This window comes from Curvibacter sp. Hmag1.1 (genome assembly GCF_059769165.1).
The window spans coordinates 868,431-882,087 of the sequence record NZ_JBMBGX010000002.1; the positions used below are offsets into that span (position 1 = coordinate 868,431).

General features: G+C 59.5%; 11 protein-coding genes. 7 read left to right on the plus strand and 4 right to left on the minus strand.

The window, feature by feature from the left end:
• The first annotated feature begins 30 nt into the window (after positions 1–30).
• Together ppnP and argG are read left to right on the plus strand one after the other, a co-directional pair.
• Positions 31–357: a pyrimidine/purine nucleoside phosphorylase gene (gene ppnP / locus ACOAP0_RS04635; RefSeq protein ID WP_087494712.1), complete on the plus strand. Its 327-nt coding sequence runs from the start codon at positions 31–33 to the stop codon at positions 355–357.
• Positions 358–460: 103 nt separating this feature from the next.
• Positions 461–1,792, plus strand: a complete 1,332-nt coding sequence (gene argG / locus ACOAP0_RS04640) for an argininosuccinate synthase (RefSeq protein ID WP_498375388.1) — start codon at positions 461–463, stop codon at positions 1,790–1,792.
• Positions 1,793–1,861: 69 nt separating this feature from the next.
• Here the strand turns inward: argG and dsr1 are convergent, their stop codons facing one another.
• Complete coding sequence (gene dsr1 / locus ACOAP0_RS04645) at positions 1,862–5,695, minus strand: anti-phage defense-associated sirtuin Dsr1 (RefSeq protein ID WP_498375387.1); 3,834 nt, start codon at positions 5,693–5,695, stop codon at positions 1,862–1,864.
• 61 nt (positions 5,696–5,756) lie between these two features.
• Positions 5,757–6,704, minus strand: a complete 948-nt coding sequence (locus ACOAP0_RS04650; protein WP_498391326.1) for a nuclease-related domain-containing protein — start codon at positions 6,702–6,704, stop codon at positions 5,757–5,759.
• Between the two features lie 327 nt (positions 6,705–7,031).
• Here ACOAP0_RS04650 and ACOAP0_RS04655 point away from each other — a divergent pair, with 327 nt between their 5' ends.
• Both ACOAP0_RS04655 and ACOAP0_RS04660 read left to right on the plus strand, forming a co-directional pair.
• Entirely contained in the window at positions 7,032–7,493 is a 462-nt protein-coding gene (locus ACOAP0_RS04655) for a putative pterin-binding protein (RefSeq protein WP_498391327.1), read from the plus strand.
• A gap of 9 nt (positions 7,494–7,502) precedes the next feature.
• Positions 7,503–9,431, plus strand: coding sequence for an ATP-binding protein (locus ACOAP0_RS04660; protein WP_498375384.1), 1,929 nt, complete (start codon positions 7,503–7,505; stop codon positions 9,429–9,431).
• Here the strand turns inward: ACOAP0_RS04660 and ACOAP0_RS04665 are convergent.
• Positions 9,408–10,373 carry a complex I NDUFA9 subunit family protein gene (locus ACOAP0_RS04665; protein ID WP_498375383.1) on the minus strand — a complete coding sequence of 322 codons (966 nt, stop codon included), beginning with the start codon at positions 10,371–10,373 and terminating at the stop codon, positions 9,408–9,410. The genes ACOAP0_RS04660 and ACOAP0_RS04665 overlap by 24 nt on opposite strands.
• Before the next feature lie 45 nt (positions 10,374–10,418).
• Positions 10,419–11,489, minus strand: a complete 1,071-nt coding sequence (murB, locus tag ACOAP0_RS04670) for a UDP-N-acetylmuramate dehydrogenase (RefSeq protein ID WP_498375382.1) — start codon at positions 11,487–11,489, stop codon at positions 10,419–10,421.
• A 37-nt stretch (positions 11,490–11,526) separates the two neighbouring features.
• Between murB and ACOAP0_RS04675 the strand changes: the two genes are divergently transcribed.
• The 3 genes from ACOAP0_RS04675 to ACOAP0_RS04685 are packed head-to-tail and all read left to right on the plus strand — an operon-like array spanning position 11,527 to position 13,645.
• Entirely contained in the window at positions 11,527–12,033 is a 507-nt protein-coding gene (locus ACOAP0_RS04675; protein WP_498375381.1) for a YajQ family cyclic di-GMP-binding protein, read from the plus strand.
• The gene (locus ACOAP0_RS04680) at positions 12,033–12,677 is read left to right on the plus strand and encodes a retropepsin-like aspartic protease family protein (protein ID WP_498375380.1); all 645 of its coding nucleotides are present in this window, start codon (positions 12,033–12,035) and stop codon (positions 12,675–12,677) included. Before ACOAP0_RS04675 ends, ACOAP0_RS04680 begins: the two co-directional genes overlap by 1 nt.
• Positions 12,674–13,645, plus strand: a complete 972-nt coding sequence (locus ACOAP0_RS04685; RefSeq protein WP_481875043.1) for an HD-GYP domain-containing protein — start codon at positions 12,674–12,676, stop codon at positions 13,643–13,645. Before ACOAP0_RS04680 ends, ACOAP0_RS04685 begins: the two co-directional genes overlap by 4 nt.
• Positions 13,646–13,657: the final 12 nt, after the last annotated feature.

Sequence of the window (13,657 nt, forward strand, 5' to 3'; positions counted from 1 at the left end):
CCTCTTCTCTTTACTTTTCCACGTTTGACCATGACCACGACCCACTTTGACAACGTTTCCGTCACCACCAAAGCCAATGTGTACTTCGACGGCAAGTGCGTGAGCCACGGCTTCACCCTGGCTGACGGCACCAAAAAGTCGGTCGGCGTCATCCTGCCCGCCACTCTGACCTTCAACACCGGCGCACCAGAAATCATGGAATGCGTGGGCGGCAGCTGCGACTACAAGCTCGACGGCTCTGACGTGTGGGTCACCAGCGGCGAAGGCGACAAGTTCAACGTGCCCGGCAACGCCAAGTTCCAGATCCGCGTGACTGAAGGCTTTGAGGCTTACCACTACATCTGCCACTTTGGTTGAGTAGCGGCTTCCTTACCGGTTCATCCGCAGAGCGATTTACTCCTAATTTCATAGCTGCTCGCGCACATTCGGCGGGCGCTACAGCCCGATTAAGGCCAAAACCATGTCTAACACCATCCTTCAAAACATCCCCGTCGGCCAAAAGGTCGGCATCGCATTCTCCGGCGGCCTGGACACCAGCGCCGCGCTGCTGTGGATGAAGCAAAAGGGCGCCCAGCCCTACGCTTACACCGCCAACCTGGGCCAACCCGACGAAGCGGACTACGACGAAATCCCCCGTAAGGCCATGGAATACGGCGCCATCAAGGCCCGTTTGATCGACTGCCGCCCCCAGCTGGCTGCTGAAGGCATCGCCGCGCTGCAGGCCGGCGCCTTCCACATCACCACCGCCGGCCAAACCTACTTCAACACCACCCCCCTGGGCCGCGCCGTCACAGGCACCATGCTGGTGACCGCCATGAAGCAGGACGACGTGAACATCTGGGGCGACGGCTCCACCTTCAAGGGTAACGACATCGAGCGCTTTTACCGCTACGGCCTGTTGACCAACCCGTCCCTCAAAATCTACAAGCCCTGGCTGGACCAGCAGTTCATTGACGAACTGGGCGGCCGCGCCGAGATGAGCGCCTTCATCACCGCCAACGGCTTTGGCTACAAGATGAGCGCCGAAAAGGCCTACTCCACCGACAGCAACATGCTGGGCGCCACCCACGAAGCCAAAGACCTGGAGTTTTTGAACTCCGGCATCAAAATCGTCAACCCCATCATGGGCGTGCCCTTCTGGCGCGAAGATTGCGCCATCAAGGCTGAAGAAGTGAGCGTCACCTTTGAAGAAGGCCGCCCCGTCGCCCTGAACGGCCAGCGCTTTGACGACCTGGTGAGCCTGATCCTCAAGGCCAACGAAATCGGCGGCCGCCACGGCCTGGGCATGAGCGACCAGATCGAAAACCGCATCATCGAAGCCAAGAGCCGCGGCATCTACGAAGCCCCTGGCCTGGCACTGCTGTTTATTGCCTACGAGCGTTTGGTGACCGGCATCCACAACGAAGACACCATCGAGCAATACCGCGAAAACGGCCGCAAACTGGGCCGTCTGCTGTACCAGGGCCGCTGGTTCGACAGCCAGGCCATCATGCTGCGCGAAACCGCCCAGCGCTGGGTGGCCAAGGCAGTGACCGGCACCGTGACCCTGGAACTGCGCCGCGGCAACGACTACAGCCTGCTGAACACCGAATCCCCCAACCTGACCTACGCGCCCGAGCGCCTGAGCATGGAGAAGGTGGAAGACGCGCCTTTCAGCCCGCTGGACCGCATCGGCCAACTCACCATGCGCAACCTGGATATCACCGACACCCGCGCTAAGCTGGGCATCTACAGCAACGCCGGGTTGCTGGAGCTGGGCAAGGGGGATGACTTCTTGAAGCTGGGCAAGTAAGTCTCTTCGAGGCCCAAAAGAGAAAGCCCGCCAAGTGAAAGCTTGGCGGGCTTTCTTTCTTAATTGGCATTACATCCCTCTACGTCGAAAGTACTCGCGCAACTTCAAGTAACGGACATCTTGGGCAAGGTTTGGTGCTGACTGCACAATTTGATCGAGGCATTTCCCCAGCTCACGCGGCGCCCATTGCTGATCAGCAATCACTGCATTCAGCAGGCTCAATGCATCCGCAGGATATCTGCTGCACAAACCGGAATCGTGCAGCAGATGCACAACGTAGTCCGGGTGTTCAATCGGTTGCAGCCAATCTTGCACCGCGGCCAAGGCGGCTGGCAATTCACCTCGGGCGGCAATCACCAGACGAGCCAGAGACTCTGCGATTCGTCGCGTGGCCAAGTCGCGGGATTTTGGCCAGATCTGTTGCCAGAACGGTTGCACGCGATTTATCCAGTAGTCCTCACGCTGATCGGCTGCACCTTCGAGTGCCTGGGACAGCGCCTGCGCGGATTCCCCCAACCCCTCTTGTGGAAGCACACTTATCGCAGTGCGGAATTCTTCTACGGTGTATCCCTCGGTCGGACCCAATGCTGCGTAGGTGAGGAAGGTCGCGAATTGCTGGCGGTGCTCGCCAAGATCGGCATAGTGGATTGCACTGTCCAGAAACTGTGACTTGAAGGCAGTCAGCAATGGCTGGTACAAGCGCGGCGACCAAAGGAAGCCTTCCCACACGGCCTTGGCTTCAATTGGATTGCTCCAGCCGAACAGCGGCAGCAGGTGCTGTTCAGTCCAAGGGCGATCCACACGGAAAAATGCGATCAGCCGCGAACCCATCAGCACCCGACCGTGGCGGAATCGATCTACCTGGACGTCGCACAGTGTGGAGAAGATGGGCTTCAATTCAGCAGGAAGTCGGTCATTGTCGTTCGGGTTCTGCTTGAACCACAGGTTGATCAATGCCTGCGTGGCGTGCCCGATGGGATGATTGATCGCCGAGCCGACAAGGTCATAGGTCTCGACACCGTTCCGAATAATGCGAGAGCCTGAGCCTGCTTCTAGCGGCAAGGCCAGAACACGGCGGCACAGGTTCAGCAGGATGTCCTCATGGCGGCTGATAGCCTTGGAGGCTGCCTCGATCCACCAAGTCACGGCGTGATCAACCTCCAGCAGGACAGCATCCGGCATGGTCTGCACCAGCGGTGCGGCGTACCGCCAGGATCGCAACACCATCCCTTCTTCGGCCCAGGCCTGCAGAGCTTCGCGCCATCGGCCAGCGGGCCACACTCCATCTTGTGCGAGATCAGCTAACGCGAACAAACTGTGAAAGAAACGCGAGCAGCAAACTTCGCGCCACGTGTCTATGTAGAAAGGCCGACGCTCGGGCATCGGCTTGGCGAGCCACTGCACCAGTTCTTGCCGCTTACGGGGCGCAATGTCGACGTCCCGGCTATCCTGGTAGTCTGGGTCACCTGTGCCGCTCATCCAGTGCGAGAACTCGTCACGCTCGTTAGTCGCTAACCGCCATTGAGGGTAGAACGTGGATATTTCCGCCATGCGTGCCGCTGCGGGCTTTCCCAGCGCTAGACCTGACGTATCCAACTTTGCAAGTCGCAACCAGGTGGAAGATAAGACATGTTGCGCCCACCAGTCCGGTTCCGGTTGGCCATTCAACATCTCTTGTGGTGGACCAGCCAAGATGGCTGCTTCCAGGCGATCCTGTGCAGCTCCTGACAAATGCCGCCCCTGCAGAACGAGCAGTCTGAACGCCTCCCGCCCCGTATCTGTAGACCACAACCACCACGCACCTTCGGCCAGCAACCAATCCACCCACTGCTCGGGCTGGATGCAATCGTCGTGGCTCGCAGCAAACAGGGCCAGACGTTTAAAGGTGGGGTAAGGCAACTCGAACCAGTTCTGCGCGATGCGTGTTGCACGCGCATTGTCGTTGACACGAATCGCCAACCACGCATCGCGCAGTAATTCGATCAGGCTAATCCAGTCGCGGAAACCCCGGTTCTGCCAGTGGGGCGTAATGGATGGCAGATCCCAGTGTGAGCGGTCGCTACGATCGTTGGCTTCGCCCAACTCGCGCAGCAGGTCCAGCGCATCACGCAACAACTGCTGGAAATCTTCCAACAGGTGCGGCAAAGCCGATTTCCATGGCTCGTCGGCAAGGTCGCGCAGGGTTGAATGCACATGATCAGCGGCCAGCGCGAGCTCCCAGTCCACCAATTGCTTGATCCGCGTGGGCTCGTCTGTACTGCTCGAATCGTCGTCACCCCAGCGTAACGGTTTCTTCAAGACAACCTTGGGGGCAAGCAACTCCCGCAATTCAAGACGCAATGTGGCGGTCAGGCCTTCGCGCTTAAGACGACCCTTCCAACGATACAAATCTGGATCGTGCCACGGTGATTTCACCCGCCCGCTGAGCAGAAGCCGCCACAAGGTACGCATCAAGGGGCCGGGAATCGCCTTTGGGGCGTGCAAGAGAATTTCATCCCGCTCGGAAGTCTTGCCATCACGCTCCTGCGCTGCAAAGCGATCCAGTTCGTGCTCGATCAGCCACGGCCAACGGTCGTGTAGCTGCCCGCCTCGTTCTGCAATCCAGATGATCAGCCTGGGGTCATCTAGGTGACGCACTAGCCAGCGGGCCAGATGGAACATCACGTCATCCCACTGGCTTCCGATGATGCCACCAGAAGCTAGCAACATCGGTGGTGCTCGGTCATAGGACGCTGGTCGACGGACGAGGCTGAATCGCAATTTCATGTCCACCTCGCCGAGAGGGGGCACTCCGAACCGTGCTAGATCGCTGTGCTGAAAGTGCTCATCCGAGAATGCTTCCAACAGCCAATCTAGCGGAGGAACAGGATTGATGTCGGCGAACCGTTTGGCTGGAAGCCCTGATTTGTGAGACAGCGCCCACAGCATTCGACCGACGAAATCATCTTGTTTCGTGCTGGCAGATGGTCGCGCCAGAGCGTGGCGGACAACGATTTGCTCTTTACCAAGAACGCCATCGCGGTAGGTTGCGGCCCAAGCAGATAAGGTTTCATGCAATGCGCTATGGGAGCCCGTCGAGTTGCTGTAAAGGATTGGCGAGACCCCTTTAGCTTCCCACTCTTCGGCGGCTTCCGCCTCGCCTCCGGGCTGGCAGTCTCCAAATGCCCATGCTTGTGGCGTGCTTTCTCCAAGCATCCGGTCAGCGGCTAATGCATCCATCATGTAGCGAAGCACCGGATCGTTGATGCTGTAGCCCACGAAGCAAACGACATAGTTGCGAAACAATTCACTCACAAAGCGCGCTGCCCAACGTTCGGTGAGGTAGGCTAGGCCAAAGTCACCACTCGTGACAACGAGACGCTTCAATGCAGTGTCGTCCGGTTTGTCGGGTAGCAGCCCGTGCAGGAAGACTAGCCCGTTCCATCGACTGTTCTTAGGGACCGGCAACATTGGAGCTCCATATGCTTGGAGCACCTGGCCCGTGCGTTTGGCCGCCTTGTGAAACACCTGGTCGAAGTTGGTGGTAACAAGGCGCAACGCACCATCCCTGCCGCGTCCCAAGGTGAGAAGCGCTGAATGGGTATCGATAGCGCCCTTCTTGCGCAGATTGGGTTTCAATGCCTTGACCAAAGATTTACGCATGGCCAAGCCAAGGCGTCCGCCGGGTAAGCGATCCTCAAGCAGGTTCAATGTGGTGTCGAACTGCTTGTTCTGGAATGCCTTTTCTTCCAGCCGCTTTCGTCCCGTACCGCACAGGCGATAAATCTCATCAACTAGCCAATCGAAGCCCTTCAGCCCTGCTGGATAGGAAATGCCCGCACCGCAGAAAAACACCACGCTGCCTTCCTCGTGCGCTTGCAAGAGCGCATCGGGAATGTCGGGGCCATTGGATATGAACTGCATGGTCAGGACACTATGAGCATAAACTGTGATCCGCTGTGCCTGCCATTTTCCACAGGCGAACTCATTCAAATAATCCCTGATGCTCCCGGCAATACTGCAACCCACCAAAGCGCTTGACGTTGTTCCAGCAGAACTTGCCTTCGGGGTAGCTGATCTTCTCACGGCAGTGGGCACAAATGAGCTTTTTGGCCAATGAGGCATCGGCCTCAGCAGGCGCAACCGCAGCAGGTTCCGCCTTTGGCGCTGCGGGTTTGGGTGCTTGCGCAGCCTGCGCCAAATGCGGCTTGGGCTGCATGAAGTCTGGCAGCGCAAGCTGGTCCGCCGGACGGTGCTGGCGCTTGAGCTTTTCGCCCCATTCCTTGATGGTGTCCAAGCTGCGCACGTTGAGCAGCGCCTTAAACAGGCCGCCGGTGCTCACGCTGTCACCCAGCTTGTTGTGCCAGCTGGGGAACTGGTCTGCCTTGATGAGAAAACTGGTGTCAAACACCTTGGGGGCTGGCCGCTCAATGATGGCCTGGGGGTGCATCATGACCACGTTGTGGAACTCGGGCAGCTTGTCGGTGCGGGTGCTGATCTCCAGCCGCTCCAGCAGCTTGCCCAGGATGCGCGCGTGGCGACGGCTTTGCTCGTAGGGGGATGGGATGCCGTAGCGCTCGCGCCCATAGCGCACGGTGAATTCGCCATGGGCGTTGACTTCCAAGTCGCCCGAGTAGTTTTTGGTCTCAATCAGTACCATGTAGCCGGTGCGGTTGATGACCAGGTGGTCGATCTGCGCCACTTCGCCATCCACAACAAAGCGCAGGTCGTGGAGGAGCACGTTGAATTGAGCGTCTTTGTAGTGGCCGTCCAAATAAAACGCGGCAGCTTTTTCGCCTTTGATGCCCGCCCGCAGGTTGCGCAGTTCGTCGCGCAGCCAGTCTTTCTGCCGGCTGTCCAGCAAATTGGACTTTTGCAAGTCTTCCAGCAGCGCTAGCCGCTTGCTCTTGTCGTCGGCTGATTTGATCAGCATGCTCCCTCCACCCTTCTATTTTCTGCCCCGACTGTACCCGAGCAGGGCACGCTGTTTGCGACTCTGGCTACCGGTTGGTTTGTCCCAGACTTTACCCATCAAATTGGCACCTGGCGCCCGTGAAATATGCGCAAGCAGCTATCAAAATAATAGTGAATTGCAGGCATTGCCCCTACAGCCGCAGCACAATTTATGAATCCACCAAAAATGCCGATTTAATTGTTAAACCGAGGGCTCGTGGACTACACTAGCCCAGCCCATTCACACACTAGGAGTTTCAGGATGATCATTGCCAGACGCCCCCTCATTGCAGCAGCTTGTGTATGGATGGCAGCACACTCGTGCGCCTTCGCTTTGGAGCCCGCCAAGGGCAAGGTGATATTGACCATCACCGGCAAGGTGGCTGACAAAAACAGCGCTGACGGCGCCGCCTTTGACCTGACCATGCTGGAAAAGCTGCCGCAGCAGACCTTCAGTACCAAGACCCCCTGGGACAAAAACCCCATCAAATTCAAGGGCCCTTTGCTGCGCGACGTTTTGGCCGCAGCCAAGGCCAGCGGCACCACGCTCAAGGCCGCAGCACTGAACGACTACCAGACCAGTATTCCGTTTGACGACGCCACCAAGTTCGACGTGATCGTGGCCCACCAGATGAACGACCAGGCCATTCCGGTGCGCACCAAGGGGCCGCTGTTCATCGTTTACCCCTTTGATACCAAGGCAGAGCTACGCTCCAACGTGTACTACGAGCGCTCGGCCTGGCAGTTGAAGTCGATTGCGGTGGAATAAGGGCTTCCATTGAACGGCTCCAGCAAAAACAAGCGCTACCTGCTTTGGCTCGCCGTGGGCACCGGCGTGCTGGCGGTGGCCATGGCCATTTTGCTGGCCTTGCAGATCACCCAGAAGCGGGCTATCGAGCGGGCCAACGATCTGCGTGCAGACTCCATCACGGCGCTGGTGTTCCAGTTTGAGCGGGAGTTTTTGCGCTTCCGCCAGACGCTGGAGGCCAATGTCATCCGCCCTGGAGCCCCGGACGCTGACAACCTGACCCTGCGCTATGACCTGTTTTTGAGCCGCCTGAGCCTGCTGCGCGATAACCCGACCACCGACCTGATTACCCACCGGGCTGAGTACAAAAAGGCCATGCCCCATGTGGAGGAGGTGGTGCAACAGGCGGACCGCGTCATGGCGGCAACCCCCTTGAACAAAAAAGACCTTGCCGATTTACTCAAGGAATTCAATACGGTGGGGGTGGATGTACAAGCGCTGAGCTTGGCAGCCACCTCGGAGATTGCCGCCCTGCTGGAGAGCCAGGACAAGACCATGCTGGAGCAGAACAACCAGATCATCCGCCTCACGCTGGCGCAGCTTGTGTTTCTGTTGATGGCAGCAGGCGCTTTGGCATTGCGCCAACGCCGCCAGGAGCAAGAACGCCAGGCCCTGGAAGATCTGACCCACGAGCTGCGGGAAGCGCATTTCCGCGCTGAAGCCGCCAACCGGGGCAAGAGCCAGTTCCTGGCCAACATGAGCCACGAGCTGCGCACCCCCTTCAACGGCATGCTGGGCATGATGAGCCTGTTGGAGAGCACGCCGCTCACCACCGCGCAGACCGACTACATCAAGACCGCCAAAGGCTCGGCCAACCACTTGCTGACACTATTGAACGACATATTGGATGTGTCAGCCCTCGAATCCGGCAAGATGACGCTGAACCCCGAACCAGTGCAGCTGCCAGCCCTGTTGAACGAGGTAAACGCGCTGATGCACCCACTGGCGGTGGAAAAGCAACTGAAGTTCTCCATCGTGGTGCAAGCAGAGCTGCCGGCCTGGGTGCTGGCGGACGCCACCCGCCTGAAGCAGATTTTGTTCAACCTGGTGAACAACGCGCTGAAGTTCACCGACCACGGGGGTGTGACGCTGACCATCGTCTCCCGCCCCCGCACTGATGGCAATACCGGCTTGGCCTTTTTGGTGGAAGACACCGGCATCGGCATGGATGACCATGTGTTGTCCCGCCTGTTCCAGCGCTTTTACCAGGTGGACGGTGGGCTGGCCCGCAAGTTTGGCGGCACTGGTCTGGGACTGGAAATTTCGCAAACCCTGGCCCGCATGATGGGGGGCGCGATTGAGGTGGAAAGCACGCTGGGCAAGGGCTCGGTGTTCACCCTGCATCTGCCCTTTACCACCTGCCCTGCCCCACCTGCGGCCGTAGCGCCGGTGAACATTCAATCGTTCACCAAGCCCGCGCCCGTGGCCGCGCCCACCGATGCGTCTGCAAGCGAGGCAAGCGCACCAGCAACCGATGCACCGCCGCCTTTGAACGCGCTGCGCGTGCTGGTGGCAGAAGACCACCCGGTGAACCGCAAGTTTGTGGGCATTTTGTTGGACAAGATGGGCTGCAAAGCCACCTTCTGCGAAAACGGTCAGCTGGCGGTGGAAGCCGCCGAGCGCGAAATGTTTGACCTCGTGCTGATGGACGTGCACATGCCCATCATGGACGGGTTGACCGCGACCCGCACCATTCGCGCCATGGCGGGCCCGATTGCGCAGGTGCCCATCATCGTGCTGACGGCGGATGTCATGAATGACGCCAAAGAGCAGGCGCTGGCCGCCGGCGTGAACGACTTTGTGACCAAGCCGGTGCAAATCGGCCAGCTGCAAGCAGCCATGCAAAAGTGCCTGGCTGCTGCAAATGCAGCGCCTTCAGGTGCGGCGGCGCAGGCCTAACAAGCCGTGGCCGGGCAGGCCGCGCTGCAGATAGTCCATGGCAATGGGCTCCAGCGCTGCGGCTTGAATGCCCAAGTCGATCAGCCCCGCCTCTGAGCCACTGGCCACGTTGTCCACCTTCATCGAATCGAGGTTGTCACCGCTCATGAGCGGCTCGCCGGGGGCGAGCTGCATCAAGGCGGCCTGCAATCGACCTGCCCACTCTGGCAGCGGAATCACCGGGCGGCCACGTCCTTCGGCAATGCCGGCCCATACCCCTGCGCCGTGCACCAGCGCGCCCAGGGTGTAGACCTGCGGACCGCAAGCCTCCCACACACCGGTGGCCCCTGCCGCAGCACGTGATTGCACCAGACGCACTACTGCGGTGGCAACGTCTTCCACCCACACCGGCTGAAAGCGCGCATGGGCACCTGCGAGCGGCATGAAGGGAAACACATGCTGCAGCTTGGCAAACATGTTCAAAAACTTGTCTTCCGCCCCGAAGATGACGCTGGGGCGCAGCACCGACACAGCCAGGGCCGGATGACTCAGGGCCAGCTCGCCGCGGGATTTGCTGCGCAGGTAGCGCGACGGCGCCGCGTCCGGCTGCTGGGGGTTGGCACCCAGTGCGCTGACATGCACTACATGCGGCACACCGGCAGCCACCGCAGCATGGGCCAGCTTGGCGGGCAGGTCCACATGCACTTTCTGAAATGCGACCTCGGAGCCATGGAGGATGGCGACCAGGTTCACCACCGCGTCGTGCCCGGCCAGCGCCTGCTGCAAGGCCACGGGCTCATGGACATTGAGCTCGGCCACCGTGACCGTGGGCAGGGTTTGCAAGTCGCGCGCATTGACGGCGCGCCGGGTGGCGACAGTCACCGCGTAGCCTTGCTTGACCAGTTTCTGGACCACGTGGCGCCCGACGAAGCCGGTGCCACCGAGAACAAATATGTTTTTCATGCAGACAGGGTAGCCCCTTCGGGCTTCTGACTGCAAAGCAGGGGTTTAGATGACCACCGGTTCTGGTTCCAGCAGGATGCCGAAACGTTCGTACACGCTGGTTTGTATGGCCTTGGCCAGGGTCATGACTTCGCCGCCGGTGGCACCGTTGCCGTCCACCCCGGCGCCGCGGTTCACCAGCACCAGCGCCTGCTTTTCATAGACGCCGGCTTGGCCCACCGATTTGCCCTTCCAGCCACAGGAGTCGATGAGCCAGCCTGCGGCCAGCTTGACTGAGCCGTTGTCCAGCCGGTAGTGCACGACCTTGGGGTCGCGGGCGATGATGTCTTCGCACTGCTCGGCGGTGACGGTCGGGTTTTTGAAGAAGCTGCCGGCATTGCCGATGACTGCCGGGTCCGGCAGCTTGGCGCGCCGCACTTCGCACACCCAGTCATAAATCTGGCGCGGGGTGGGCTCGGTCACGCCATGTTCGACCATCTTGCGCTCGATGTCTGCATAGCCCAGCACGGGCTTCCACACCTTGGGAAAGGCAAAGCGCACCCGCAGAATCAAAGCGCGGTCTTTCAGGCCCATGGGTTGGTGCATGTCCATTTCCCCGCTGCTGGCGTGCTTGAACACCGAGTCGCGGTAACCAAAGGCGCATTGCGCGGCATTCAGGGTGAAGACCTGGCCGGTTTGCAGGTCGATGGCGTCCAGCGAGTCAAAGCGGTCTTGCAGCTCCACGCCATAGGCGCCCACGTTTTGTACTGGCGAGGCGCCCACCGTGCCGGGAATCAGGGCCATGTTTTCCATGCCCGGCAGGTTCTGGTCCAGCGTCCAGGTCACGAAGTCGTGCCAGTTTTCGCCGGCGCCGGCTTCCACAATCACCGCTTTGGAGGTTTCGCTCACCACTTTGAGGCCCGGCACCTCGACCTTGAGCACCAAAGGCTTCACGTCGCCTGTCAGCACGATATTGCTGCCACCGCCCAGCACAAACTTGGGCGTGGCGGCCCATTCGGGGTCGGCCAACAGGTCCCGGACGTCCTGTTCGTGGGTGATTCGGGCCAGGGCATGGGCCTTGGCGACGATACGGAACGTGTTAAACGCCTGCAGGGGAATGTTTTTCTCGACTACCATTCCCAGATTGTCTCATTGCATTTTTTAGAGCGAGCCCATGCCCTCATTTGATACCGTATGCGAAGCCGACTTGGTCAAGGTCAAGAACGGCGTAGAAAACTCTGCCAAAGAAATTAGCACCCGCTTTGACTTTAAAGGCACCTCTGCCAGTATTGAAATCAAGGACAAGGAAATCACGATCATTGGTGATGCCGATTTCCAGCTGGAGCAAATTCTGGATGTGCTGCGTAGCAAACTCGCAAAACAAAGCGTGGACGTGCGGTTCCTCGACATTGGTGACATGCAGAAGATGGGCGGGGATAAGGTCAAGCGGGTCGTCAAGGTGAAAGACGGCATTCAGGCCGATTTGGCCAAGAAGATCCAGCGCCTCATTAAAGATAGCAAAATCAAAGTGCAAGCCGCTATCCAAGAAGAAAAAGTGCGCGTCACTGGCGCAAAGCGTGATGACTTGCAAGCTGCCATCGCGTTGATGAAGAAAGAGATGACCGGTGACAAGGGCGCGCTCAAAGATACGCCTCTGGATTTCAATAACTTCCGCGACTGATGCGCACCGCCGCCCGCTTTCTGTTCGCCCTGCTGCTGGCCCCCACTGTATGGGGCCAGACGGTAGCCATTAATGGAACGCTGGGCGACAAGGCGCTGCTGATTGTGGACGGCGGTTTCCCCAAAAGCGTGGCTATTGGCGCCACGCACAAGGGTGTGAAGGTGGTTTCCATGCAGGGTGACTCGGTGGTCGTCGAAGTTGCCGGCAAGCGCATGACGCTGCGGGTGGGCGATGCGCCGGCCAGCGTGGGTAGCAATGCTGGACAACAGTCCAGCGGTTCTCGGGTCGTGTTGACTGCGGGCCCCGGAGGTCACTTCACCAGTGAAGGCCAGATCAATGGCCGTATCGTTCGGTTCATGGTGGACACGGGTGCTACTTCCATTGCACTGAGCATTTCAGAGGCAGATCGCATTGGTCTGAAGTACCAAAACGGTGATCGGGTGCAAATGAACACCGCCAATGGCGTAGTTCCAGGCTGGCGCATGACATTGGACAACGTCCGCTTAGGCGATATCACCGTAGGAGGCGTGGAAGCTGTTATCACGCCCTCTCCTATGCCTTACGTATTGCTTGGCAACAGTTTCCTGAATCGCTTCCAAATGAACCGTACCAACGACCAGATGGTGCTGGAAAAACGCTTTTGACCAACAGCATGGACGTGCAGGACGAGAACGCTTACGAAGATTTGCTAGGCCAGTGGTCGGACCTGGAGTCTGGCCTTGGCGTGATTCTGGGCAGCCCCGGCACCACGCAGCAGTTTGCACACCGCGTGCTCCAGTACGACCGGTGGATGCAAGGCCTGCTGCAACGGGACCCGGATGTGGGCCTTTATCTCTTGTTCCAGCTGGCAAGCAATTCGCCTGTGGGCTACAGCGCATCTCACGCGCTGGTATGCGCAGTGCTGTGCCACCTGGTAGCTGGTGAACTGCGGTTGCCGCTCAAAGAGCGCAACAGCCTGGTGCATGCTGCGCTCACGATGAACGTGGCCATGACGGCGCTGCAAGACCAGTTGGCCACGCAAACGGAGCGCCCCAACCAAGTTCAGCAGGATGCCATTCGTGCCCACCCTATCAAAGGCGCCATGATGCTGGCCAATTTGGGGGTGGCAGATGATGATTGGCTGGACATTGTCTCCAGCCATCACGACGATGCCGTAGACCGCGACACCCCGGAGAACGCCAACGGCACACTGCGGCTGACGCGTATCCTGAAAGTGGTGGACCGGTACGCGGCGATGATCTCCCCACGGGCCTCCCGTACCGGCCGCAGCGCCATTGAATCAGCCCGTTCGGTGATGGCACGTGCCACTGCAGGGGTTGACGAAATCGGCCAGGCGCTTGTACGTGCTGTGGGCTTGTGCCCGCCCGGAACCTATGTACGGCTGGACAACGACGAGCTGGCAGTGGTCGTCCGGCGCAGCATCAAGGCCAATCAGCCTTTTGTGGTGATCATCGGCAAGGCAAACGGCGAGTTCCACAACAACCCTCGCCTGCATGCCACGGGTGACACTCCACCGCGCATCCGTTCGGCCCTGCCTTCGGTGGCGGTGCGCACGCCGCTCAACCACTTCTTTCTGCTGCAGCTGGGTAGCCAAGCCCTGAGCATGGCCTGAACCTGCCTCGCG

Bases quoted from the DNA above. Each gene is read 5' to 3' on its own strand.
- ppnP (WP_087494712.1), top strand. From the start codon at position 31: ATGACCACGACCCACTTTGACAACGTTTCCGTCACCACCAAAGCCAAT.
- argG (WP_498375388.1), top strand. From the start codon at position 461: ATGTCTAACACCATCCTTCAAAACATCCCCGTCGGCCAAAAGGTCGGC.
- dsr1 (WP_498375387.1), bottom strand. From the start codon at position 5,695: ATGCAGTTCATATCCAATGGCCCCGACATTCCCGATGCGCTCTTGCAA.
- ACOAP0_RS04650 (WP_498391326.1), bottom strand. From the start codon at position 6,704: ATGCTGATCAAATCAGCCGACGACAAGAGCAAGCGGCTAGCGCTGCTG.
- ACOAP0_RS04655 (WP_498391327.1), top strand. From the start codon at position 7,032: ATGGCAGCACACTCGTGCGCCTTCGCTTTGGAGCCCGCCAAGGGCAAG.
- ACOAP0_RS04665 (WP_498375383.1), bottom strand. From the start codon at position 10,373: ATGAAAAACATATTTGTTCTCGGTGGCACCGGCTTCGTCGGGCGCCAC.
- murB (WP_498375382.1), bottom strand. From the start codon at position 11,489: ATGGTAGTCGAGAAAAACATTCCCCTGCAGGCGTTTAACACGTTCCGT.
- ACOAP0_RS04675 (WP_498375381.1), top strand. From the start codon at position 11,527: ATGCCCTCATTTGATACCGTATGCGAAGCCGACTTGGTCAAGGTCAAG.
- ACOAP0_RS04680 (WP_498375380.1), top strand. From the start codon at position 12,033: ATGCGCACCGCCGCCCGCTTTCTGTTCGCCCTGCTGCTGGCCCCCACT.